At 71.4% G+C, this 23,488-nt stretch carries 17 protein-coding genes and 3 pseudogenes; 6 read left to right on the forward strand and 14 right to left on the reverse strand.

What is annotated here, in order from left to right; all coding sequences use genetic code 11:
- Positions 1–89 precede the first annotated feature (89 nt).
- Entirely contained in the window at positions 90–734 is a 645-nt protein-coding gene (locus AB0D53_RS11510; RefSeq protein WP_362443564.1) for an SMI1/KNR4 family protein, read from the reverse strand.
- A gap of 180 nt (positions 735–914) precedes the next feature.
- Between AB0D53_RS11510 and AB0D53_RS11515 the strand changes: the two genes are divergently transcribed.
- Complete coding sequence (locus AB0D53_RS11515) at positions 915–1,670, forward strand: hypothetical protein (RefSeq protein ID WP_362443567.1); 756 nt, start codon at positions 915–917, stop codon at positions 1,668–1,670.
- Here AB0D53_RS11515 and AB0D53_RS11520 read toward each other — a convergent pair.
- Together AB0D53_RS11520 and AB0D53_RS11525 are read right to left on the reverse strand one after the other, a co-directional pair.
- On the reverse strand, positions 1,615–1,941 hold the full coding sequence (locus AB0D53_RS11520) for a chorismate mutase (protein WP_329817012.1): 327 nt from the start codon (positions 1,939–1,941) through the stop codon (positions 1,615–1,617). The genes AB0D53_RS11515 and AB0D53_RS11520 overlap by 56 nt on opposite strands.
- 11 nt (positions 1,942–1,952) lie before the next feature.
- Positions 1,953–2,846, reverse strand: a complete 894-nt coding sequence (locus AB0D53_RS11525) for an AraC family transcriptional regulator (RefSeq protein WP_362443572.1) — start codon at positions 2,844–2,846, stop codon at positions 1,953–1,955.
- 219 nt (positions 2,847–3,065) lie between these two features.
- Here AB0D53_RS11525 and AB0D53_RS11530 point away from each other — a divergent pair, with 219 nt between their 5' ends.
- Positions 3,066–4,871, forward strand: coding sequence for a beta-galactosidase family protein (locus tag AB0D53_RS11530; protein WP_362443575.1), 1,806 nt, complete (start codon positions 3,066–3,068; stop codon positions 4,869–4,871).
- A gap of 24 nt (positions 4,872–4,895) precedes the next feature.
- On the opposite strand, the gene AB0D53_RS11535 is transcribed toward AB0D53_RS11530, so the two are convergent.
- A complete protein-coding gene (locus tag AB0D53_RS11535; protein WP_329817018.1) occupies positions 4,896–5,672 on the reverse strand; it encodes a serine protease in 777 nt (258 codons plus the stop codon).
- 244 nt (positions 5,673–5,916) lie between these two features.
- Between AB0D53_RS11535 and AB0D53_RS11540 the strand changes: the two genes are divergently transcribed.
- Entirely contained in the window at positions 5,917–6,837 is a 921-nt protein-coding gene (locus AB0D53_RS11540) for a hypothetical protein (RefSeq protein WP_362443579.1), read from the forward strand.
- A gap of 102 nt (positions 6,838–6,939) precedes the next feature.
- A pseudogene (locus AB0D53_RS11545) lies at positions 6,940–7,332 on the forward strand (nitronate monooxygenase); the annotation flags it as partial.
- 88 nt (positions 7,333–7,420) lie between these two features.
- Here the strand turns inward: AB0D53_RS11545 and AB0D53_RS11550 are convergent.
- The 7 genes and pseudogenes from AB0D53_RS11550 to AB0D53_RS11580 form a co-directional block, all read right to left on the reverse strand.
- Positions 7,421–9,115: a DEAD/DEAH box helicase gene (locus tag AB0D53_RS11550; RefSeq protein ID WP_362443582.1), complete on the reverse strand. Its 1,695-nt coding sequence runs from the start codon at positions 9,113–9,115 to the stop codon at positions 7,421–7,423.
- Positions 9,116–9,338: 223 nt separating this feature from the next.
- Entirely contained in the window at positions 9,339–9,542 is a 204-nt protein-coding gene (locus AB0D53_RS11555; protein WP_003969786.1) for a cold-shock protein, read from the reverse strand.
- 338 nt (positions 9,543–9,880) lie between these two features.
- Positions 9,881–10,434: pseudogene (locus AB0D53_RS11560) on the reverse strand (acetyl-CoA C-acetyltransferase); the annotation flags it as partial.
- Between the two features lie 130 nt (positions 10,435–10,564).
- Positions 10,565–11,176, reverse strand: a complete 612-nt coding sequence (locus AB0D53_RS11565; RefSeq protein WP_362443585.1) for a TetR/AcrR family transcriptional regulator — start codon at positions 11,174–11,176, stop codon at positions 10,565–10,567.
- Between the two features lie 544 nt (positions 11,177–11,720).
- Positions 11,721–12,221: a pyridoxamine 5'-phosphate oxidase family protein gene (locus AB0D53_RS11570; protein WP_362443588.1), complete on the reverse strand. Its 501-nt coding sequence runs from the start codon at positions 12,219–12,221 to the stop codon at positions 11,721–11,723.
- A gap of 88 nt (positions 12,222–12,309) precedes the next feature.
- A complete protein-coding gene (locus AB0D53_RS11575; RefSeq protein ID WP_362443591.1) occupies positions 12,310–12,873 on the reverse strand; it encodes a HutD family protein in 564 nt (187 codons plus the stop codon).
- Complete coding sequence (locus AB0D53_RS11580) at positions 12,870–13,598, reverse strand: VWA domain-containing protein (RefSeq protein ID WP_362443594.1); 729 nt, start codon at positions 13,596–13,598, stop codon at positions 12,870–12,872. The genes AB0D53_RS11575 and AB0D53_RS11580 overlap by 4 nt, the downstream gene beginning before the upstream one ends.
- Before the next feature lie 164 nt (positions 13,599–13,762).
- Between AB0D53_RS11580 and AB0D53_RS11585 the strand changes: the two genes are divergently transcribed.
- On the forward strand, positions 13,763–14,686 hold the full coding sequence (locus AB0D53_RS11585) for a rhomboid family intramembrane serine protease (RefSeq protein WP_362443597.1): 924 nt from the start codon (positions 13,763–13,765) through the stop codon (positions 14,684–14,686).
- Positions 14,687–14,809: 123 nt separating this feature from the next.
- Here the strand turns inward: AB0D53_RS11585 and AB0D53_RS11590 are convergent, their stop codons facing one another.
- The 3 genes from AB0D53_RS11590 to AB0D53_RS11600 form a co-directional block, all read right to left on the reverse strand.
- Positions 14,810–16,270: a glutamate synthase subunit beta gene (locus AB0D53_RS11590; RefSeq protein WP_362443600.1), complete on the reverse strand. Its 1,461-nt coding sequence runs from the start codon at positions 16,268–16,270 to the stop codon at positions 14,810–14,812.
- Positions 16,263–20,822 carry a glutamate synthase large subunit gene (gltB, locus tag AB0D53_RS11595; protein WP_362443603.1) on the reverse strand — a complete coding sequence of 1,520 codons (4,560 nt, stop codon included), beginning with the start codon at positions 20,820–20,822 and terminating at the stop codon, positions 16,263–16,265. Before gltB ends, AB0D53_RS11590 begins: the two co-directional genes overlap by 8 nt.
- Positions 20,823–21,235: 413 nt before the next feature.
- Positions 21,236–21,970 carry a VIT1/CCC1 transporter family protein gene (locus AB0D53_RS11600; protein WP_362443606.1) on the reverse strand — a complete coding sequence of 245 codons (735 nt, stop codon included), beginning with the start codon at positions 21,968–21,970 and terminating at the stop codon, positions 21,236–21,238.
- A gap of 264 nt (positions 21,971–22,234) precedes the next feature.
- Between AB0D53_RS11600 and AB0D53_RS11605 the strand changes: the two are divergent.
- Positions 22,235–23,281, forward strand: a pseudogene (locus AB0D53_RS11605) (ADP-ribosylglycohydrolase family protein); the annotation flags it as partial.
- Between the last annotated feature and the right edge of the window lie 207 nt (positions 23,282–23,488).

Consider the following 23,488-nt stretch of genomic DNA (forward strand, 5'->3'; position numbering starts at 1 on the left):
CCGTACGTGGTGGGCGCGCCGCAGGCGGGTTCTCCCACGGCTGAGTGGTAAGGGGGCGGGGGCTCGGTGGGGCACCTGTATCCGGTCGGTTATTTCCGGTCGCCGCGGAATGTTGCGTACTCGTCGTTCATGAGGTCCCAGAAGGACCGGTACCGGACGGCGCCGGGCAGCCAGTGGGCGAAGTACCAGGCTTCCCATTCCCCGTCGGGTGTGACGATCCGGGGGTTGAGCAGGTACACGTCTCCTGCTCCGGGGGTGTGGCTGATCTTGAGCATGCTGCTCAGGTACTCGGTGCGGATGGCCCAGCTCTGCTGCTCGGCGCCGTGGACGAAGTACTCCTCGTCGGGAATGTCGTACGGTTGCCCGTCCGTGGTCGGGCCTTCGATCAGCTCGGGGTCGAGGTCTCTGGCCCAGCCCGCTTCACGGGCGGGCAGGAGTCGCCGGATCCAGGTGGTCGTGTCGAGCCATCCGTTGCTGGTGCGCAGGAATTCCCGGTAGCTCGGCGGGAGCCGGACGCCCAGGCGCTCCTCCAGTTCCGCGAGCTCCCCGGGTGTCGCGCCGGGCCCGCCCAGCCAGCGGGCTGCCCGTATCCCGTCTGGAAAGGGTTCGTGTCTTTCCTGTTCGTGCAGGACGGGGTCGAGCCATTCGTCGCTCCAGCGTTGGAGCAGATCGCGCCATGGGTGGGCGGCGGAGCGGGGGTCGGGCGTGGGTTCGTCGTTTTCTGTGGCCGGCATGGCCGGAGAGTACGCGCGGCCACTGACAGCGCGGTCCGGTCCGGCCCGTCGCAACCGTGCGTGCGGCTGTCGCGTCCCGCGTTGCGACGGGGCCTGCGGGCTCGTGGTGGGTGGGTGCCGGAGCGGATGGGGCGGGTCGTGTGCGGAGCGGTGGCGAGGCGGGTTGGGCGGCGGTGGGTCGTGGGGGTGGTGCCGTGGGGTGTGGCGGCGGGTGCGGTCGCCTGGTGTCTGGTGGGTTGCTGGCGGGCGGCGCGTCTGGAGAACTACCCCTGGAACGTCTGGACTCCGATCGGTTACGGAGCGGTCAAGGGGGTGTTCCTGGGGCTGCTGGCGGGCTGGTGTGCCGTGGTGGTGCTCCGGGTCGTCCCGTCGGCCTGGTGGAGGGAGCGCGGCGGGGTCGCGGTGGCGCGGTTCGCGGGGCTCGTCTTCTCGGGTGGGCTGCTGGGTGGTCTGGTGCCGGGGACCGTCCGGGACTTCATGGGTGAGCCGCAGCCTCGGACCCTGTACTACTTCGACGGGCCGAGGCCGGAATCGGAGTGGTACTGGCGGCCGTTGTTGTCCGAGTGGCTGATGTGCACGGTGCTGCCGGCGCTCGGCTGTGCGGTGCTGCTGGCCGTGGGTGCCCTGGTGTCGGTCCGGTCCTCGCGCCCTGAGCGGTTCGGCTGGGCGGTGCCGGCCCTGGTGGGGGTGGGTCTGCTGTTCCTGCCCGGCTGGGCGGCTTCCGGGGCGCCCGAGCCCGTGGGCAACGGCGATCACGTCGATGAGTCGGCGTCGGCCGGGCTCGTCGTGCTGGCCACGGGGCTCGGGCTGCTGGTGAGTGCCTGGGTGGTGTGGTGGCGGCGCAGGGCGCGCGGGCCGGTGGACCGGGTGTCCCCGGGTTTCACGCCTCCCCGTTCGTCGCCGATTCCTCCGCGATCCGTTCGTGGTGGCGGATGACCTCCGCCACGATGAAGTTCAGCAGCTTCTCGGCGAAGGCCGGATCCAGGTGTGCGCTCTCCGCGAGTTGCCGCAGCCGGGCGATCTGCCTGCTCTCGCGGGCCGGGTCGGCCGGGGGGAGCTGGTGGGCGGCCTTGAGGTGGCCGACCTGCTGGGTGCACTTGAAGCGCTCGGCGAGCATATGGACGACTGCGGCGTCAATGTTGTCGATGCTCTCGCGCAGCCGGTTCAGTTCGGCGTTCACGGACTCGTCGATGTCCCTGGTGGTCATGGTCAGCGAGCTTAGACGGCCGGGCCCGGCGGGGTGATCGTCGGTGGGTTGGCCGGGTCCGGGACCTGGTCGCTCCAGCCGCCGGGTACGTTGCGGCCCTGCTGTTCGCGGAAGCGGACCGGTGCGGTGCCGACGCGTCGGGCGAAGAGGCGGGAGAAGTACGCCGGGTCGTCGTAGCCGACGCGTCGGGCGACGGCGGCGACCGGGAGTTCCGTGGCGGCGAGGAGTTCCTTGGCGCGGCCGAGCCGGATGCCGAGGAGGTAGTCCTTGGGGCTGCACCCGGCGCCCCGTCGTACCGCCGTGCGCAGTTCGGCGGGTGTCATGCCGTGCCGGGCGGCGTGCTCGGCGACGGACAGCGGCTGGAAGGCGTCCCGGGCGAGTGCCTGCAGGACGGGGTCGCCGTCGGGGCTGACGTCGGCGCGGGCCCGGCGCAGGGCGACGAGGAGTTCGTGGACGGCGGCGCCGGTCTCGACCTCCAGGAGCGGGTTGCCGCGCCGTGCCGCGCGTACGATCCGGCCGATCGCGGCGCGTGGGCCCGCGGTGTCGGCGAGCGGGACGAGCGGGCGGTCGGGCTCGATGTAGCCGAGTTCGGTGTAGGTGGTGGTGGCGGGGCCGGTGAAGTCGACGAAGCTCTCGTCCCAGCCGGTGCCGGGGTCGGCGCCGTAGTGGTGCGGGGTGCCGGGGGTGAGCCAGATCAGGCTGGGCGCGGTGACGGGGATCCGGCGGCCGTCGGGGCCGGTGAACCAGCCGCTGCCGGAGTTGATGACGACGGCCACGTGGTGGTCCAGGGTGCGCGGGCCGACGGTGGGCAGCGCGCCGTGCTGGAGCCCCACGCCCAGGCAGACGAGGCCCAGCCGGTGGTGGAGCGGGCTGGGGGTGAAGAAACGCATCCAGGTGTGGTACATCGGCCTTCCTTCCTCCCCTTTCTTGCGTTGGTCCGAACAGTTGGTCCGAACAATTGTGTCCAAACAGCAGTGATCTTTGTCCATGGACCGGCAGGACGCCAGGGGGAGAAGCTGGGCGCAAGATTCCTCCCGGGTTCGCCCGCTCCGTGGTGCGTGCCGTCGTACGGGCCCGGGGCCGTGCGGTTCCGGGGACCGCGCGCACAGGAGAGTACGAGCACGATGGCTGACTTCACCGTGGGGGACGACCACTTCCGGCTCGACGGGAAGCCCGTACGGCTGCTGTCGGGGGCCCTGCATTACTTCCGGGTGCACGAGGCGCAGTGGGATCACCGGCTGTCGACGCTGCGTGCCATGGGGCTGAACTGTGTCGAGACGTATGTGCCGTGGAATCTGCACGAGCCGCGGCCGGGCCGCTTCCGGGACGTGGCGGCGCTCGGCCGGTTCCTGGACGCGGCGCAGCGGGCCGGGTTGTGGGCGATCGTCCGGCCGGGGCCGTACATCTGCGCCGAGTGGGAGAACGGTGGTCTGCCGGCCTGGGTGACGGGGCGGTTCGGGCGGCGGGTGCGGTCGCGTGACGCGGAGTACCTGGGTGCCGTGGAGCGGTGGTTCACGGCGTTGCTGCCGCAGGTGGTGCAGCGGCAGATCAGCCGCGGCGGGCCGGTGATCATGGTCCAGGCGGAGAACGAGTACGGGAGTTTCGGCTCCGATCAGGTTTACCTGCGGCGGGTGGCCGGGATGTTGCGTGAGCGCGGGGTGACCGTGCCGCTGTTCACCTCGGACGGGCCGGAGGACCACATGCTCACGGGTGGTTCCGTGCCGGGGCTGCTGGCCACGGCGAACTTCGGTTCGGGTGCGCGTGAGGCGTTCGAGGTGCTGCGCCGCCATCAGCCGAAGGGTCCGCTGATGTGCATGGAGTTCTGGTGCGGGTGGTTCGAGCACTGGGGTGCGGAGCCGGTCGTGCGGAAGCCCGCGCAGGCCACCGAGGCGCTGCGGGAGATCCTGGAGTGCGGGGCTTCGGTGAACATCTACATGGCGCACGGGGGGACGAACTTCGCCGGGTGGGCGGGGGCGAACCGGTCCGGTCCGGTCCAGGACCAGGACTTCCTGCCGACGGTGACCTCGTACGACTACGACGCGCCGATCGACGAGTACGGCCGTCCCACGGAGAAGTTCCGGCTGTTCCGGGAGGTGCTGGCCGAGTATGCGGACGGGCCGCTTCCGGAGCTTCCGGCGGAGCCTGTCGGGCTTGCGGTCGCGGTGCGGGCGGAGCTGACGGAGTGGGCGTCGCTGGACGCGGTGCTGGAGGCGCTGGGCGACGAGGAGACGGCGCCGTCCGGTGTGCCGCCGACCTTCGAGGAGCTGGGGGTCGACCGGGGTCTGGTGCGCTACCGGGTGGCTGTGCCGGGTCCGCGCCGGCCGTACGAGCTGAGTGTGACGGGGCTCCGGGACCGGGCCGTGGTGTATGTGGACGGGGTCCGGGAGGGTGTGCTGACCGAGGAGGACGGCGTCCTGGACGAGCCGGTGGCCGGGCCCGCGGAGGTCGAGCTGTGGGTGGAGTCGCTGGGCCGGGTCAATTACGGGCCGCGGCTCGGTGAGCCCAAGGGGATCACGGGCGGGGTGCGGCACGAGCGGCAGTATCTGCACGGGGTGCGGGCGCGGGCGCTGCGTCTGGACGTGTTCGAGGAGCCGGACGCGGTGGCGACGGTGGCGTTCGGTGCTGCCGAGGGGGCCGGGGCGACCGGGCTGTTCCGGGGGACGTTCGAGGTCTCCGGGGTGGCGGGCACCGGGCACGCGGGGCTCGAACTGCCGGGCTGGACGCGAGGCTTCGTGTGGGTGAACGGTTTCGGCCTGGGCCGCTACTGGTCGGTGGGCGCGCAGCGGACGCTGTACGTGCCGGGGCCGGTGCTGCGGGAGGGTGTCAACGAGGTGTGGGTGCTGGAGCTGGAGGGTGCGGGCGCGCCGTATGCGGAGCTGGGTCCGGGGGTGCCCGTCCGGACGGGCACCCCCGGGGATGTTCAGGTGTGACTCAGGTACCGGCCGGGGCCGGGGTCAGAGCGTGGCCGCGGCGGACGCGATGTTGGCGGCGAACGTCGAGACCTCGCTGTACACGCCGGGGTAGCCGGGCTCTGCGCAGCCCTGACCCCAGCTGACGATGCCCACCTGGATCCAGGCTCCGGCGTTGTCCTTGCGGAACATGGGGCCGCCGGAGTCGCCCTGGCAGGTGTCGACGCCGCCGGTGTCGATCAGTCCGGCGCAGATCTCGTCGCCGGGGACGAGGTCGCTGCCGTACGCGGCCTGGCATTCGGCGTCGGAGACGAACGGCACGGAGGCCTTGAGGAGGTAGCGCTGCTGGGCGCCGCCCTCGGTGGCCGCGCCCCAGCCGGCGATGGTGAAGTCGCCGTTGTTGTACGCGGTGGTGGTGGCGATCTTCAGGGTCGGCAGGTCGATGGGCTTGGCGAGCTTGATGAGCGCCCAGTCCTTGCCCGCGCCGTTGTAGCCGGGGGCCTGGAGGACCTTGGTGGACTTGACCTTGATCGCGCTGGAGGACTGCAGGTCGACGACGCCCGCGGTGGCGGTGATGGAGGTGTTGTTGCCCGAGCCGTCCACGCAGTGCGCGGCGGTGAGGACGATGTCCTTGGTGTAGAGGGCGCCGCCGCAGCCCATGGACAGCCGGACCATGAACGGGAATTCGCCCTGGGCGGCACGTGTTCCGCCGACGACCGGCTGGGGGGCCGCGGAGGCCCCGGCGGGCTGGAGGCTGACGGCCGCGAGGACGACGGCGGCTATGACGGAACATCTCTTCACGGCACGCAGAAGCTGCTTCAAGAGACTGCCTTCTTTCGTGGGGGGTGCTTGTGGGGGGTACTTGTGGGGAGTGCCTGCGCCCGGGCGGGTTCCGACCACGGGCGGCACACCGCACCGCGCCGATGGTCATGCCCCCGACAAAGGCGTGATTCGGATTATCGGGAAATGATCACGACCCCCACAAGGATCACTTTCCGGCCAAGATCACCCACGGTGTTGCGGCTACAGTGAAATCCGGTCGGGCCTCGCGGACAGGGGATGGGACGTGGCGGACGGCAGCCGGAACGACGGCCGGAGCACCGGGAGCCCGGTGGTCCACGGTTTCCCGCATCTCGAAACGGTCCGGTCCGCGATCACGGCGCTGTACCGGCGGCTCTCGTACGACGGTGTCCGCCGCTACGCGACGAGCCTCGCCCCCGTCGACGCCGCCTTCTGCGACCAGGACGATCTGTATCTCGGCGCCCAGCGGGTGGCGCGGGCGGTGGTCCAGCATCTGCATCTGCCGGACGCCCGCATGATCGTCGGCTTCCGGGCGATGGAGCACGCCGCCGGTGTCGAACTGGCCGCGGGTCCTGAGTACTTCGTCGAACTCAACGACCGCTTCCGCACCCACCGCAGGGACATCGGCGCCGCGCTCTCGCACGAGGTCACCCATGTGCTGCTGCACCGCCTGGGCCTGGAGTTCCCCGGTACGCGGGACAACGAGATCCTCACCGACACCGTGACCACGTACCTGGGCGCGGGCTGGCTGCTGCTCGACGCCTTCCGCGAGGACCAGGTCTCCAGCCAGAAGCTCGGCTATCTCACCCCGGAGGAGTTCGGGTACGTCCTCGCCAAGCGGGCGCTGGCCTTCGACGAGGACCCCTCACCGTGGTTCACCAGCCCGCAGGCGTACACGGCGTACGAGAAGGGGCGCGCGCGGGCGCTCCAGGACGTCCGGCAGCCGCCGCTCACCGCGGCGGGCTGGGCGGGCCGCCGTCGTTACGCGAAGGACCGGCTCCGCGCCCGGGACCATCCGGACTCCCCCGCCGCCCCCGGCGTTCCGTACGCCTTCGAGGGCGGCCCGGACGGGCTGCGGGTGTCGTTCGCGTGCCCGGTCTGCCATCAGCGCATCCGTGTTCCGGTACGCGGCCGGGTGCGGGCCCGGTGCGGGCTGTGCCGCACCGTCCTGGACTGCGAGACCTGAACGCCGCCTCCCGGAAGGGCGCACGGGGCAGAGCCTTCCGTCCGGATCAGTCCGTCGCGCGGAAGGGATCGTCGGCCACTGCCGGTGAGAGGTGCGACGGGCGTCGAGGACATCACGCTCACCACGGCGGTGGACGGGCTCCCGCACCGGATGCCGCGTACGGAGATGGTCGCCGCGCCGGAGCAAGCGGGCTGGGTCCGGGCGCCGGCCCAGGCGGTGCGCCGGGCGTCGGGGTTCCGGCGGATCTCCGGGCTGGGCCGGTCCCGGACGGTGCGCGACGGTCTCGTTATGGAGCGCGGTGAGGACCTGTCGTGGAGCCAGGTCCCGCCGGCGGCCAACACACCGATGCCGCTGAAGGCGTCCATGGCCGACGGCCGGACGGATCCGGGGGCGATGGCAGCGGGCCGGGTGGCGGGCCCGACCGAGGATCTGCCCAGCTGTGCGGAGCCGGTGGACCAGGTGATGGCGAAGGCCCATGAGGTGCTGGGCGCGGTGGTCCGCGCGGAGCGGGCCGGGGGCGCGGACGCGCAGGCGGCGCCCGGATCTCTCCGGGCGCCGCCCTGTCCGCCGTGTGTCCCTGCGGTTACGCGGCCCTGCGGCCACGTCCCGCCGCCGCGCCGCCGCGTCCGGCCCCGGAGCGCCCGGCACCCGCGCCGCGCGACTCGCCATTGCCCCGGCCGCCGGCCGCACCGGCACCGCGCGGAGCGCCACCCGAGCCGGCGGTGCGGGAGGCACCGCCCGAGCCCGTGCCTCGCGACGCGCCGCCCGTGCCCGCGGCGCGGGCCTCGCCGGCCTGTCCGGCGCCACCGCGGCGGCCCCGGCCGCGGCTGCCCGAGCGGAAGCCGGTACCGCCCGCAGCGGCCGAGCCCGAGCGCGTGCGCTGCTTCGGCGGGGTCGGCTGCGGGACCTCGATGACGACCGCGACACCGGACGGCTCGCGTGCCCCGGTGATCCGGGTGAGCTCCTCGTCGCTGGACTTGATCCGGGTGGTCCGGGGGGCGATGCCCGCGTCGGCCATGAGCCGGGTCATCTCCCGCTTCTCCTCGGGCAGCACCAGGGTGACGACGCTGCCGGACTCCCCGGCGCGCGCGGTGCGCCCGCCGCGGTGGAGGTAGTCCTTGTGGTCGGTCGGCGGGTCCACGTTCACGACCAGGTCGAGGTCGTCGACATGGATGCCCCGGGCCGCCACGTTCGTCGCCACCAGTGCGGTGACCTGGCCGTTCTTGAACTGGTCCAGGGTCCGGTTGCGCTGCGGCTGCGAGCGCCCGCCGTGCAGGGCGGCGGCCCGTACACCGCTGGCGAGCAGCCGCTTGGCGAACCGGTCGGCGGCCCGCTTGGTGTCCACGAACATGATCACCCGGCCGTCCCGGGCGGCGATCTTCGTGGCGACGGCCTTCTTGTCGGTCTCGTCGATCACATGGAGCACGTGGTGCTCCATGGTGGTGACGGCGCCGGCGGACGGGTCGACGGAGTGCACGACCGGGTCGGTCAGGAACATCTTGACCAGCCGGTCGATGTTCTTGTCGAGGGTCGCGGAGAACAGCATCCGCTGGCCGTCCGGCTCGACCTGCTTGAGCAGGGCGACGACCTGCGGCATGAAGCCCATGTCGGCCATCTGGTCGGCCTCGTCGAGGACGGTGATGGCGACCTGGTCGAGGCGGCAGTCGCCGCGCTCGATGAGGTCCTTCAGCCGGCCGGGGGTGGCGACGAGCACCTCGGCGCCGCGGCGGAGCGTGCCGGACTGCTTGGTGATCGACATGCCGCCGACGACGGTGGCCAGGCGCAGGTTCACGGACGTCGCGTACGGGGTCAGCGCGTCGGTGACCTGCTGGGCGAGTTCGCGGGTCGGGACGAGGACGAGCGCCAGCGGCGCCTTCGGCTCGGCGCGCCGTCCGGCGGTGCGGGCCAGCAGGGCGAGGCCGAAGGCGAGGGTCTTGCCGGAGCCGGTGCGGCCGCGGCCGAGGATGTCCCGGCCGGCGAGCGAGTTCGGCAGGGTGGCGCCCTGGATCGGGAACGGATCGGTGACGCCCTGCGCGGCAAGGGTCTTCAGCAGGGCTGCGGGCATGTCCAGCTCGGCGAACGCCTCTACGGCGGGCAGTGCGGGGGTCATGGTTTCCGGCAGGGCGAATTCGCCCTGCGGCGGCGTGGCCCTGCGACGGGGCGACGCCTTGCCGGATCCCTTGCCGGAACCCTTAGCGGTTGCCTTTGCCGGGGCCGTGCCGCGCCCCCTCGACGGGCGGTTGCGGGCGGGTCGGTCCTGGCGTTCGGAGCGGGTCATACGGAATTGCCCTCCTGAGGGATTCCTGAGGAGTCCCGGGGAGCCCTGGGATTCCTGAGAACTCCGTGGGACTGCTGGGACTGCGTGGGACTGCTGGGACTGCGTGGGACTGCTGGGGAGCCCTGTGGGCGGGCGTACGTGTTCGCCATGTCCTGGGGACAGCACAAGCCGGGACCCGCACCTTCACGGTGCGGGCCCCGGCTGCGAGGTACGCGTCCGGCAATTAGGCCGGGACGATGTTCTCCGCCTGCGGGCCCTTCTGGCCCTGCGTGACGTCGAAGGAGACCTTCTGGCCCTCCTGGAGCTCACGGAAGCCCGAGGTGGCGATGTTGGAGTAGTGGGCGAAGACGTCGGCGCCGCCGCCGTCCTGCTCGATGAAGCCGAAGCCCTTTTCCGAGTTGAACCACTTCACGGTTCCAGTAGCCATGTCATTCTCCTAAAAGAGGTGCAGTGCCGGAAATCCGCACTTTACGAATTCCAAGTCGCCGCATTGAGCCCCATCCGGAGAAAGCCGGAAAACAATAATGCGCCTGAGGAAGCATTCCCGTCAGGCGCACATAAAGTTCATGGGTACCAAAACTGCAACTCGGCAACCGTAGCACGTTCCGTCGGTCCGCGGCGGGAACACGCCGCGCACCGACCGGCGGATTCTCGCCCGGGCCCTTGCGGTAACTGGCCGGGAGCCGTCCCGGAACATCGCCGGATTCGTTGTCGCGACCGGTGTCGGAGCGCTTCGGCGACCGTGTCCGGCCGGGTCCGGGGGCAGAGCCGTTCGGTGAGCGTCACATTCACCTGCCCGCCGTCCTCGCCCATGGTCCGGAGTCCGTAGCGACCCTTGGTGCGCTCCAGTTCGCGCAGCGGAGTCGTCATCAATTTCGCTCCGGATTGCGCCGAGCGGGTGACCTGGCGCGATTCCGCCGCCGTTGGCGTTGACCCGTCCGGGGTCGGCCCCGGCCTCCTCCGGCCAGGCCGGCACGACGGGGCGAACGCCTCATTGATCTCGACCAGATCCATGTCGTCGATGGTCGTTCCGGTCTTCTTCAGCTCTTCTTCAGCGCGTACGCGGTGGCCGGGATCGGCGCCGACGGCATGCGGATCGGGTCCTCGCCGCGCACCGAGAGGTGGTGGACGCGGGCGCGCGGGGTGAGGCCGTGCTCGGCCACGGCGCGCTCGGCGGCGACCAGCAGGGCCGCGGCGCCGTCGGAGATCTGCGAGGAGCACGCGGCGGTGATCGTGCCGCCGTCCAGGACCGGCTTCAGCGCCGCCGTCCTCTCCGGGACGGTGTCGCGGCGCGGCCCCGCGTCGGTGGTGACGTCGCCGGCATGGGCGCCGAGGTCGGCGGGGTGGACGGCGCCGAGGCCTCCGCCGCGCCGCCCGAGCGGGGTGCGTACCGCTTCGGCCATGTATGCCTCGGCCGTGTCTGCTGCTCCTCGGTGAGCGCGGGCGGGGTCAGGTGTCGAGGGCGATGCCGTCCAGCACCATCGAGAGGTACTGACGGGCGATCTCCTCGGGGCTGTGCAGTCCGCCCGGCCGGTACCAGGACGCCGCGACCCAGACGGTGTCGCGGACGAAGCGGTAGGTCAGACGGATGTCGAGGTCGGCGCGGAAGCTGTGGTCGGCGACGCCGCGTTCCAGCGTGCCGAGCCAGGCCTTCTCGAACTTCTGCTGGGAGTCGACGAGGTACTGGAAGCGCGGCTGGGCGGCCAGCTGCCGGGCCTCCTTCTGGTAGATGGCGACCGCGGCGCGGTGCCGGTCGATCTCCCGGAAGGACTCGGTGACGAGTGCCTCGATGGTCTGCCTGGGGGCCAGCCCGGCGGCGAGGACCGTGTCGTACCCCTCCCAGAGTTCGGTGAGAAAGGTCGAGAGGATCTCGTCGATCATCGATTCCTTGGAATCGAAGTGGTAATAGAGGCTGCCCGCGAGCATCCCGGCCGCGTCCGCGATCTTGCGGACGGTGGTGGCGTTGTATCCCTGGGCGGCGAAGACCTCGGCGGCGGTGGCGAGCAGTTCGCTGCGCCGCTCGGGCGAGGGGGTCACCTGGGGCTTCTTCTTGGTAGGCACCCGACCATTCTCCGCCCGGCCGCCGCCCGCCCGGCCGCGGCACGTTCAGGCTCGCGGGCCCCGTCCGCGCCGGTACGGACGAGATCCGGCGCGACATCATCGCCGAGCGGCTGCTCGGCCTGCCGCAGGGACGGCGCTGAGGCGTTTCCTCCTCGACGCCGAGCGGCGGGAGTTCGCCGGCTCGCTGGACACGATGCCGACCGCCGCGGACACTCCTCCGGCGGTGCGGGCCCGGACCGCCGCGAACCACGGACCGGGCAGGGAGCTGTGGGCGCGGCCGGCGGGGACGGGGGCCTTCGCCCCCGCCGTGCCGGAGGCGTACGAGGACGTCGGGCCGATTCCGGGCGAACTCGCGCTCGTCTTACCTGAGTTGGGGCGGCACGCGGCGGCGCGGACCGCGCTGCATAGTCGCACGGGGGCGGTTGGCTGCGTGCAGGAGCCGGACCTGTCGCTGTGGCCGCGCAAGGCACGCCCGCCGCGCGATGCGTGGGGGACGCCGGGGGCGTGCCGGGCACGGGTGCCGGCCCGATCCGGACGGAACGGGCTACTTCTCGTACGGGGGGCTGCCGTCCCCGGTACGGCGGATCTCGCGCACCGGCTCGCCGGGCCGCCACACCTGGAGCACCACTTCCTCGGCGTCCAGGGAGGTGCGGACCACCTCCTGGAACTGCGCGCGGAAGAGGTGGAAGGGCTCGGGCGGCTTCGCCTCCTCGATGAAGCGGGCCAGGACAGCGGGGTCGGTCTCCTCCACGGCGCAACCGCAGATCCGTACGTCGCCGTCGGCCATCTCGGCGTCGGGTCCGGGGTTGGCCTGCACCGCGAACCGCGGATCGCGGCGCAGGTCGTGTGCCTTGCGCGAGTCCGGCATCATGCCGAGCCACAGTTCACCGAAGCGGAAGTCCACCTCCAGCCCGGTCACGCGCGGGGATCCGTCCTTGCGCAGGGTCGCCAGGACGTGGTGCCGGTACTGCTCGAAGCGGGTCCGGACGATGTCGGCGAAGGCCGGCTCCGCCGAGCGGAACCCTTCCCAGGAACTCGGTGTCATGTGTCCATGGAACCCGGGAATCCCGACATCCTCTGTCTGCTTCTGCGGGCCGCACCACATCGGCGGCGAGGCCGCCGGGTGCCCTTCGTCAGCCGGCCGACAGGGTGATCAGCAGGGCCCAGCCATGGGTCCGCAGCACGCCGGGCGTCTCCTCCCGCGTCAGCAGCGCGTCGTAGCGGCCGAGTCCGATGTCCGTGCCGTCGAGCACCGCACCGTCCTCCAGCGCGACGGCCAGGACCGCCCCGCCCGGGGGCGCCGCCAGCCGGACGGTGCCGCGCACCACCGCGACCGCCGCGGCCGTCCGCCCCCTGCGGCACATGACGTTGACGTTCACGACCGGGCCGCCGAGGAGCCTGCCGTCGGTCTCCGGGTCGCCCGGGAAGTCGTGCGGCCAGTACGGCTCGTCGACGATGTGGTGCTCGCCGCCCACCAGGAGGTCCATCCCGGCGCCCTCGACCACGGTCAGGGTCCGGTCGACGCCGGGGAAGGCGGAGAACGGCCCGTCCTCGGTCACATCGGCGAGGCTGACCCGCCAGTCGAAGGCGTCCAGCGGCGCGCCCTCGGGGTGTGCCGCGATCTCCCGGGTGATTCCACCACCGTTCTTCCAGGGCGTGGCCGTACGGTCGGCCGCCCGCAGCACCCGCGCCGTCACTTGACGATCCCCTGGGCCCTGGCCGCGGCCAGCCACTGCGGGAATTCGGCGACGAGCCGGTCGTACAGCTCGGCGTCCGGGACCTGCCGCGGGTCGGGGCCGGCGTGGAAGAAGCCGGCGTTGTCGACGGCGCGCTTGGCGGGTACGGCCAGTTCGTCGAGCTTGCGCAGGAAGTCGAACTGATTGCTCCGCTTGTTGCCGAAGCCGATGAACTGCCAGAACAGGGGCAGTTTCGCCGCCTTGCAGAGATAGCGTTCGGCGGCGTGTTTGCTGATCGGGCCGCCGTCCGTCTGGAAGACGACGAGCGCGGGCGCGGTGGATCCGCTGTCGATGTAGTGGTCGATGACGGCGTCCATGGCCAGGTGGTAACTGGTCTTCCCCATGTGCCCGAGGCCCGCCACCACGGCGTCGACCCGGCCGCGGTGGTCGTCCAGGGCTATGTCGGTGGAGAAGAGGACGAGGGGAACGCGGCCGTCGTCGTCCAGATGGGCGGAGAGTCCCAGCACCCGGTCCGCGAGGGCCTGGACGCTGCCGTCCTTGTAGTACTCCCGCATGGAGCCCGAGTAGTCGAGCACCAGATAGACCGCGGCGCGCTCGCCGCTCATGCGGTGCTTGGTCAGCGAGACCGCGGCGCTCTTGTAGAGGCTGACCAGCGCGGGAGCGCTCTCCTCCATCGTGCGGAGGCTGATGGCCGGACCTGCGGCGGCTGCGGACGTACCGGCCATGCGGATTCTCCGATCCTCAAGATGTCGTACATGCCACAACGGTGAGCGTAAGCCACCCGGGCATGCCCGCGGCCGGTGGCGTTCGCTATCTTGATCTGCTGCCGTATCTTGATCTGCCGCCGCCCCACCGGCCGCTCGGGTCCGCTCATGTGAAGGAGCCTGCCGTGGAGGCAGCGGTCACCACCTGTTATCGCCATCCGTCGTACGAGACGTATGTCAGCTGCACCCGCTGCGAACGCTTCATCTGCCCCGACTGCATGCGTGAGGCCGCGGTCGGCCACCACTGCGTGGAGTGCGTGAAGGAGGGGCGGCGTTCGGTCCGCCAGGCGCGCACGGTGTTCGGCGGCACGGTCGCGCGGTCCGCGGTGCCGCTCGTCACGTATGTGCTGTTGGGCCTCAACATCGCGGCGTACCTGGGCGAGTTGATCCGCCCGGGGATCATCGACCGGTTCGCGATGCTCGGTGCGGGGCTGACCGGCCCGGACGGTGGGCAGTACGTCTACGAGGCCGGGGACTTCCCCGGTTTCGAGGTGGTCGGGGTGGTGGGCGGTGAGTGGTACCGGCTGCTGACCGGGGCCTTTCTCCATCTCCCGCCGGACGGGTCGTCCTTCGGTCCGCTGCCGTTCGGGGTGCTGCACATCCTGTTCAACATGTACGCGCTGTGGAACCTGGGCCGGGTCGTGGAGGAGCAGCTGGGCCGGGCCCGTTATCTCGCGCTGTATCTGCTGTCCGCGCTGGGCGGTTCGGTGCTGGTGTACCTGATCGCGCCGTCGGACGGCACGGTGGGCGCCTCGGGTGCGATCTTCGGTCTGGGGGCGGCGTTCTACGTCATCAACCGGCGGCTGGGCCGCGACATGCGGGCGGTGAACCGGTTCATGGCCGGCTTTCTGATCTGGATGCTGATCTCGGCCGGATTCGCCTCGTGGCAGGGCCACTTGGGCGGGCTGCTGACAGGTGGCATCGTCACCGTCGCGTACGCCTACGCCCCGGCGAAGCGCCGTACGACGGTCCAGGCCGCCGCGGGTGTGGTGGTGTTCGCCGTGCTGGTGCTGCTGGTGGTGCTCAAGACCTCCGCGCTGACCGGCTGAGCCGGGTCCGGCGGGACCGGCCCCGGACGCGCCACGGCGCCTGCCGAATCGTCCGGTCGGGGACGGGCAGGCGCCGCGTTCAGTTCCGCACGCCGTTGTGCGGGACGTCTGTGTGTGCCGTGATCAGACCGTCAGTGCGCGGTCCGTCGGGCGGATCGGGGCCGGCAGTGCGCTGGCTCCGGTCAGGTAGCGGTCCACCCCGCGTGCCGCGGAGCGGCCCTCGGCGATGGCCCACACGATGAGGGACTGGCCGCGGCCGGCGTCACCGGCGACGAAGACCCCGCCGACGTTGGTGGCGAAGTCCGCGTCGCGCGCGACGTTGCCGCGCTCGTCGAGTTCGAGGCCGAACTGCTGGACCAGACCGTTGGCCTGGTCGGTGCCGGTGAAGCCCATGGCGAGGGTGACCAGCTGCGCGGGGATGGACCGCTCGGTGCCGGGCTTCTGCTCCAGTTTGCCGTCCTTGAACTCCACCTCGACCAGGTGCAGCGCCTGGACGTCGCCGTTCTCGTCGCCCTCGAAGTGGGTGGTGGAGACGGAGTAGACCCGCTCGCCGCCCTCCTCGTGCGCGGAGGTCACCTTGTAGAGCATGGGGAAGGTCGGCCAGGGCTGGTTGGCGTTCCGGTCCTCGCCGGGCCGGGGCATGATCTCCAGCTGGGTGACGGAGAGCGCGCCCTGACGGTGGGCGGTGCCGACGCAGTCGGCTCCGGTGTCGCCGCCGCCGATCACGACGACGTGCTTGCCCTCGGCGGTGATCGGGGCGACCGTCAGGTCGCCCTCCTGCACCTTGTTGGCCAGCGGCAGGTACTCCATGGCGAAGTGCACGCCGTTCAGCTCACGGCCCGGGACGGGCAGGTCGCGCGAGACGGTGGCACCCGCGGCGATGACGACCGCGTCGTACCGGCGGCGGAGCTTGGCGGCGTCGATGTCCTTGCCGATCTCCGTCTCGGTGCGGAACTTGGTGCCCTCCGCGCGCATCTGCTCGATGCGGCGGTTGATGTGCGACTTCTCCATCTTGAACTCGGGGATGCCGTAGCGGAGAAGGCCTCCGATGCGGTCCGCGCGCTCGTACACGGCGACCGTGTGGCCGGCCCGGGTCAGCTGCTGGGCCGCGGCGAGACCGGCCGGGCCCGAACCGATCACGGCGACGGTCTTGCCGGAGAGCCGCTCGGGCGGCTGCGGGGTGACGTCACCGTTGCCCCACGCCTTGTCGATGATGGAGACCTCGACGTTCTTGATGGTGACGGCCGGCTGGTTGATGCCGAGCACGCACGCCGACTCGCACGGGGCCGGGCAGAGCCGCCCGGTGAACTCCGGGAAGTTGTTCGTGGCGTGCAGCCGCTCGGACGCGGCCGCCCAGTCCTCGCGGTAGGCGTAGTCGTTCCACTCGGGGATGAGGTTTCCGAGCGGGCAGCCGTTGTGGCAGAACGGGATGCCGCAGTCCATGCAGCGGCCGGCCTGCTTGCTGATGACCGGGAGCAGCGAGCCCGGGACGTAGACCTCGTTCCAGTCCTTGACGCGCTCGCCCACGGGGCGGGTCTCGGCGACCTCGCGCCCGGTGGTCAGGAAGCCCTTGGGGTCAGCCATTGGTCGCCGCCTCCATCATCTTCTCGGTGGTCTCCTGCTCGGAGAGACCGGCGAGCTCAGCGGCGTCCTTGGCGGCGAGCACTGCCTTGTAGGTGGACGGGATGATCTTGCTGAAGCGGGCCACCGCGGTGTCCCACTCGGCGAGCAGCTTCTCGGCGACCGTGGAACCGGTCTCCTCCCGGTGGCGGCGCACCACGTCGTGCAGCCACTGCCCGTCGGTCTCCGAGAGCTCCTCGATCGCGCCGAGGTTCCCGGTGTTGACGTTGTCGCGGTTCAGGTCGACGACGTACGCGACACCGCCCGACATGCCGGCCGCGAAGTTGCGTCCGGTCTCGCCGAGCACGACGGCGTGACCGCCGGTCATGTACTCGCATCCGTGGTCGCCCACGCCTTCCGAGACGACCGTCGCGCCGGAGTTGCGGACGCAGAACCGCTCACCGGTGCGGCCGCGCAGGAACAGCTCGCCGCCGGTGGCGCCGTAGGCGATGGTGTTGCCCGCGATGGTGGAGTACTCGGCGAGGTGGTCGGCGCCGCGGTCCGGGCGGACGACGACCCGGCCGCCGGAGAGGCCCTTGCCGACGTAGTCGTTGGCGTCGCCCTCCAGGCGCAGCGTCACACCGCTCGGTACGAACGCGCCGAAGGACTGGCCGGCGGAGCCGGTGAAGGTGATGTCGATGGTGTCCTGCGGCAGACCCGCGCCGCCGAACTTCTTCGTCACCTCGTGGCCGAGCATGGTGCCGACGGTCCGGTTGATGTTGCGGATCGCGATCTGGGCCCGCACGGGCTGGGCGGTCTCGGCGCTGTCCGCGTTCAGGGCGTCGGCGGCGAGCCTGATCAGCTCGTTGTCGAGGGCCTTGGCCAGGCCGTGGTCCTGCTCGATCCGCTGGTGGCGGACCGCGCCCTCGGGCAGCTCGGGGACGTGGAACAGCGGCTTGAGGTCGAGGCCCTGTGCCTTCCAGTGCGTGATCGCACGTTCGGTGTCGAGCAGCTCGGCGTGGCCGACGGCCTCCTCGACCGTACGGAAGCCCAGCTCGGCGAGGATCTCGCGGACCTCCTGGGCGATGAACTCGAAGAAGTTGACGACGTACTCGGCCTTGCCGGAGAAGCGGTCCCGCAGGACGGGGTTCTGGGTGGCGATGCCGACCGGGCAGGTGTCCAGGTGGCAGACGCGCATCATGACGCAGCCGGAGACGACGAGCGGCGCGGTCGCGAAACCGAACTCCTCGGCGCCCAGCAGCGCGGCGATGACCACGTCGCGGCCGGTCTTCAGCTGGCCGTCGGTCTGGACGACGATGCGGTCGCGCAGCCCGTTGAGCAGCAGTGTCTGCTGGGTCTCGGCGAGGCCGAGCTCCCAGGGGCCGCCCGCGTGCTTCAGGCTCGTCAGCGGGGAGGCGCCGGTGCCGCCGTCGTGGCCGGAGATCAGGACGACGTCCGCGTGGGCCTTGGAGACACCGGCGGCGACCGTGCCGACCCCGACCTCGGAGACCAGCTTCACGTGGATGCGGGCCGCGGGGTTGGCGTTCTTGAGGTCGTGGATCAGCTGGGCCAGATCCTCGATGGAGTAGATGTCGTGGTGCGGCGGCGGCGAGATCAGACCGACACCCGGGGTGGAGTGCCGGGTCCTGGCGACCCACGGGTAGACCTTGTGGCCGGGCAGCTGGCCGCCCTCGCCGGGCTTGGCGCCCTGCGCCATCTTGATCTGGATGTCGTCCGCGTTGACCAGGTACTCGCTGGTCACACCGAAGCGGCCGGAGGCGACCTGCTTGATGGCCGAGCGGCGCGCCGGGTCGTGGAGCCGGTCGGCGTCCTCGCCGCCCTCACCGGTGTTGGACTTGCCGCCCAGCTGGTTCATCGCGATGGCGAGTGTCTCGTGGGCCTCGCGGGAGATCGAGCCGTACGACATGGCGCCGGTGGAGAAGCGCTTGACGATGTCGGAGACGGACTCGACCTCGTCGACGGAGATCGGCTCGCGGTCACTCCTGAAGCCGAACAGACCACGGAGCGTCATCAGCCGCTCGGACTGCTCGTTCACCCGGTCGGTGTACTTCTTGAAGATGTCGTAGCGCTTGTTGCGTGTGGCGTGCTGGAGGCGGAAGACCGTCTCCGGGTCGAACAGGTGCGGCTCGCCCTCGCGGCGCCACTGGTACTCGCCGCCGATCTCCAGCGCGCGGTGCGAGGCGGAGATGCCGGAGGCGGGGTAGGCCTTGGCGTGCCGGGCGGCGACCTCCTTGGCGATGACGTCGAGGCCGGCGCCGCCGATCTTGGTGGCGGTGCCGTTGAAGTACTTCGCGACGAATTCCTCGTCCAGGCCGACGGCCTCGAAGACCTGGGCGCCCCGGTAGGAGGCGACCGTCGAGATGCCCATCTTGGACATGACCTTCAGGACGCCCTTGCCGAGCGCGTAGATCAGGTTCCGGATGGCCTTCTCGGGCTCGATGCCCTCGATGAACGTACCGGCGCGGACCAGGTCCTCGACGGACTCCATCGCGAGGTACGGGTTGACCGCGGCGGCGCCGTAGCCGATGAGCAGCGCGACGTGGTGGACCTCGCGAACGTCCCCGGCCTCGACCAGCAGACCCACCTGGGTGCGCTGCTTGGTGCGGATGAGGTGGTGGTGGACGGACGAGGTGAGCAGCAGCGACGGGATCGGGGCGTGCTCGGCGTCGGAGTGCCGGTCGGAGAGGACGACCAGGCGGGCGCCGTCCTCGATGGCGGCGTCGACCTCGGTGCAGATCTCCTCGATCCGCGCGGCCAGCGACTCGCCGCCGCCGCCGACCCGGTAGAGACCGGAGAGCGTGGCGGCCTTCATGCCCGGCATGTCGCCGTCGGCGTTGATGTGTATCAGCTTGGCCAGCTCGTCGTTGTCGATCACCGGGAACGGCAGCGTGACGCTGCGGCACGAGGCGGCGGTCGGCTCCAGCAGGTTGCCCGACGGGCCGAGCGTGGAGCGCAGCGAGGTGACGAGCTCCTCGCGGATGGCGTCCAGCGGCGGGTTGGTGACCTGCGCGAACAGCTGGGTGAAGTAGTCGAAGAGCAGCCGGGGGCGCTCGGAGAGCGCGGCGATCGGCGAGTCCGTGCCCATCGAGCCGAGCGGCTCGCCGGCGGTGCGGGCCATCGGCGCGAGGATGACGCGGAGCTCTTCCTCGGTGTAGCCGAAGGTCTGCTGGCGGCGGGTGACGGAGGCGTGCGTGTGCACGATGTGCTCCCGCTCGGGGAGGTCCTCCAGCTCGATCTCGCCGGTCTCCAGCCAGTCTCCGTACGGCTGCTCGGCGGCGAGGGCGGCCTTGATCTCGTCGTCCTCGATGATGCGGCCCTCGGCCGTGTCGACGAGGAACATCCTCCCGGGCTGGAGGCGGCCCTTGCGGACGACCTTCGCGGGGTCGATGTCCAGGACACCCACCTCGGAGGAGAGCACGACGAGGCCGTCGTCGGTGACCCAGTAGCGGCCGGGTCGCAGACCGTTGCGGTCCAGGACCGCGCCGACCTGGGTGCCGTCGGTGAAGGTGACGCAGGCCGGGCCGTCCCAGGGCTCCATCATCGTGGAGTGGTACTGGTAGAAGGCGCGGCGGGCCGGGTCCATGAAGTCGTGGTTCTCCCACGCCTCGGGGACCATCATCAGCACCGAGTGCGGCAGTGAACGGCCACCGAGGTGGAGCAGCTCCAGGACCTCGTCGAAGGAGGCGGAGTCGGAGGCGTCGGGGGTGCAGACGGGGAAGATCCGGTCGAGCTGCTCCGTACCGAAGAGGCTCGACGCGAGCTGGGACTCGCGGGCCTTCATCCAGTTGCGGTTGCCCTTGACCGTGTTGATCTCGCCGTTGTGCGCGACGAAGCGGTACGGGTGGGCGAGCGGCCAGCTCGGGAAGGTGTTGGTGGAGAACCGCGAGTGGACCAGGGCGACCGCGGTGGCGAAGCGGCTGTCGGAGAGGTCCGGGAAGAACGGCTCCAGCTGTCCGGTGGTGAGCATGCCCTTGTAGACGATCGTGCGGGCGGAGAGCGAGGGGAAGTACACCCCGGCCTCCCGCTCGGCGCGCTTGCGCAGTACGAAGGCCTTGCGGTCGAGGGCGATGCCGGTGTTCTCGCCGTCCGCCACGAAGAGCTGCCGGAACTCGGGCATGGTGGCGCGGGCGCCCTTGCCGAGGATGCCGGGGGTGACGGGGACCTGGCGCCAGCCGAGGACCTTCAGGCCCTCCTCGGTGGCGATCTTCTCCAGCTTGCGGACGGCCTCGGTGGAGTCGTCGGCGGGCAGGAAGGCGATTCCGACGGCGTAGCCGCCGGCCTCGGGGAGGTCGAAGGCGGTCTCTTCGCGCAGGAAGGCGTGCGGCACCTGGAGGAGGATCCCGGCGCCGTCGCCGGAGTCGGGCTCGGATCCGGTGGCACCGCGGTGTTCGAGATTGCGCAGTACGGTCAGCGCCTGCTCGACCAGCTCATGGCTGGCCACACCGGTCAGAGTGGCCACGAACCCGACACCACAGGCGTCGTGCTCGTTACGGGGGTCGTACATCCCCTGCTGGGCGGGGCGACCGTCCATGGGCGACCAGGCGTCGGAACGCATTGGCTCTCCCGTCGTCGTCGTGGCATGTGCAGTGCCGAGGGACGACGTTGGCCCTCTGCGAAATTTCGTGCAGGTTACATGATGGGGCGCTTCTCAAGAAGCGGATAGTTCGTTCCAACATACGGACACCGCCCGAGGCAGTGGGGGTGGGTCGCAGTCGGAGGATCGGCGCCCTGGGGGACCGCAGAGAGCAGGCGTCGTTGCCCGCGGTGTCTACGGCTTGCCCGGCGGCAAAGGAAATGAAACCGCCGGGAAATGGCTACTTATGTGCAGCCATGCATAGGGACTCATTTTACGCCCGTGGGAGCTGCTCCGCCCAGTGGCAGTCACCAAGACGTACGTCACACGGATGGCGGACATGCGACGGGCACCCATGCCCGCCTGCGGGAATGGGTGCCCGGATCTTCGCGGGGTCAGCTCCCGACGGCCACACCGAACAGCGTGCCCAGCCCGTAGGTGATGGCCGCCGCGGCCCCGCCGAGCGCCAGCTGGCGCAGCCCGCTGTACAGCCAGCTGCGGGCCGTCACCCTGGCCACCACCGCGCCGCAGGCGAACAGCCCGACCAGTGCGAGCAGCACGGCCGGCCACAGCGCGCTCGCCCCGAGCAGATACGGCAGCACGGGCAGCAGGGCGCCCAGCGCGAAGGCGCCGAACGACGACACCGCGGCGACGAGCGGCGAGGGCAGATCGCCGGGGTCGATGCCCAGCTCCTCGCGGGCGTGTATCTCCAGGGCCTGCTCCGGGTCGCGCGACAGCTGCCGCGCGACCTCGCGGGCGAGCTCGGGTTCCACGCCCCGGGACTCGTAGAGCTCGGCGAGCTCCCGCTCCTCGTCCTTGGGGTGCTTGCGCAACTCCCGCCGCTCGACGTCGAGTTCGGCCTCGACGAGCTCGCGCTGCGAGGCCACGGAGGTGTATTCGCCGGCCGCCATGGAGAACGCACCGGCGGCCAGCCCCGCCAGGCCGGTGATCACGATCGTCTGCTGGGAGACCGAGCCGCCCGCGACGCCGGTCATCAGCGCGAGGTTGGAGACCAGCCCGTCCATGGCACCGAACACCGCCGGACGCAGCCAGCCGCCGTTCACGTCACGGTGGGTGTGGTTGTCGCGATGTGCTTCGTGCAGTACGGCGTCGGTCTCGATGATGGACACAGCTCTCCCCTTCTCCGGCGGCGGAATCCACTCGCCCCGCCCCCGCTCGACACCATCGAAAGTACGCACGAAAAACGCCTCCCGCCAGCAAGGCAGGCCGTACTTACCACCCTCCGTGAGCAGGTAAGTACGGCCTGCCTTGCCGGTTCTGACCCTTCATCCGACTGGCCCTTTTGTTGTGATGGTCGGCCTCTGTCGGGGCTCCGCGTGGCACAGATCGAGGGAGTACGAGAACTGGCTCGGCGCGAGCGGAGGGTCGACGCGATGGAGTTGATCACAGGAGATCCGGCGGAGCCGCGGACGGGCGGCACCGGCCGGCCCGAGGTGCCCCGGAAGGACCTCGCCGACCGGGCCCGCGGCTGCCTGCTCGGTCTCGCCGTCGGGGACGCGCTGGGCGCGCCCGCGGAGAATCTGCGGCCGTCGGAGATCCGCCACCGCTGGGGCCGGATCGAGGGCTTCGTGAGCGACGACCCCGCGGGGACCGACGACACGGAGTATGCGATCTTCTCCGGGCTGCTGCTCGCCCGGCACGGCTCCGCGCTGACCGTCACGCAGGTGGAGCGGGCCTGGCATCTGTGGATCGCCGATCTCGACGAGGGGCAGTTCCGCGGTGCCGGGTTCAGCGAACGGGGGACGCTGGAGAACCTGCGCCGGGGGCTCGCCGCCCCGATCTCCGCCCAGCACCGGCACGCCTGGAGCGACGGCCTGGCGATGAGAGCGGCACCGTTCGGGGTCTTCGCGGCGGGCCGGCCGGCCGAGGCGGCGCGGCTGGTCGCGGTGGACGGGCGGGTCAGCCATGACGGGGAGGGCATCTACGGCGGCCAGGCGGTGGCGGCCGGGGTGGCCGCCGCGATGACGGGTGCCGGGGTCACGTCGGTGATCGCCGCCGCACTGTCGGTCGTCCCCATGGACTCCTGGACGGCGCGTTCGCTGCGGCGCGCGGTGACCGCCGCGCAGCGCGCCCACCCCGACCGGCTCACCATGGAGCGCGCGGTGCGCTCCGCGGTGGTGATCGGCGGCTACCCGTGGACGGACCTGGCGCCCGAGGCGGTGGGCCTGGCCTTCGGGGCGTTCGCGGCGGCGCGCGGGGACTTCCGTACGGCGGTGCTGACGGCGGTCAACATGGGCCGCGACGCGGACACCACGGCCGCGGTGGCGGGGGCCCTGGCCGGCGCCCTGCACGGGGAGAGCGCGATCCCGCCGCAGTGGGGGGACGCGATCGGCCCGGTCCGGGGCAGCTGTCTGCCGACCATGCGGGGCCATCACGTCCTGGAGATCGCGGAGTTGCTCACCCCGGACGAGGCCGACGACGCGGGCGGGGTGTACGAGGCGGACCGGGCGCACGAGAACGCCACCGCGCGCGCCGGCCGCCCCGGCGACGGGGCCCCGGCCGGGCACCGTTCACCCGCGGACGCGGGCACGCGGCCCACGCGGCCCGCCGATGCTGGCACCCCCCGTGCCCCCGCGTCCCCGGCCGCCCGTCCCCGTACCCGCTCCACCGCCGGGCACCGGGCCCGG

The organism is Streptomyces sp. NPDC048295 (assembly GCF_040652135.1).
In the GTDB taxonomy this organism is placed as follows: Bacteria; Actinomycetota; Actinomycetes; order Streptomycetales; family Streptomycetaceae; genus Streptomyces.

Coding starts and splice junctions, on each gene's coding strand:
- AB0D53_RS11510 (WP_362443564.1), bottom strand. CDS start 734: ATGCCGGCCACAGAAAACGACGAACCCACGCCCGACCCCCGCTCCGCC.
- AB0D53_RS11520 (WP_329817012.1), bottom strand. CDS start 1,941: ATGACCACCAGGGACATCGACGAGTCCGTGAACGCCGAACTGAACCGG.
- AB0D53_RS11525 (WP_362443572.1), bottom strand. CDS start 2,846: ATGTACCACACCTGGATGCGTTTCTTCACCCCCAGCCCGCTCCACCAC.
- AB0D53_RS11530 (WP_362443575.1), top strand. CDS start 3,066: ATGGCTGACTTCACCGTGGGGGACGACCACTTCCGGCTCGACGGGAAG.
- AB0D53_RS11550 (WP_362443582.1), bottom strand. CDS start 9,115: ATGACCCGCTCCGAACGCCAGGACCGACCCGCCCGCAACCGCCCGTCG.
- AB0D53_RS11555 (WP_003969786.1), bottom strand. CDS start 9,542: ATGGCTACTGGAACCGTGAAGTGGTTCAACTCGGAAAAGGGCTTCGGC.
- AB0D53_RS11570 (WP_362443588.1), bottom strand. CDS start 12,221: ATGACACCGAGTTCCTGGGAAGGGTTCCGCTCGGCGGAGCCGGCCTTC.
- AB0D53_RS11580 (WP_362443594.1), bottom strand. CDS start 13,598: ATGGCCGGTACGTCCGCAGCCGCCGCAGGTCCGGCCATCAGCCTCCGC.
- AB0D53_RS11590 (WP_362443600.1), bottom strand. CDS start 16,270: ATGGCTGACCCCAAGGGCTTCCTGACCACCGGGCGCGAGGTCGCCGAG.
- gltB (WP_362443603.1), bottom strand. CDS start 20,822: ATGCGTTCCGACGCCTGGTCGCCCATGGACGGTCGCCCCGCCCAGCAG.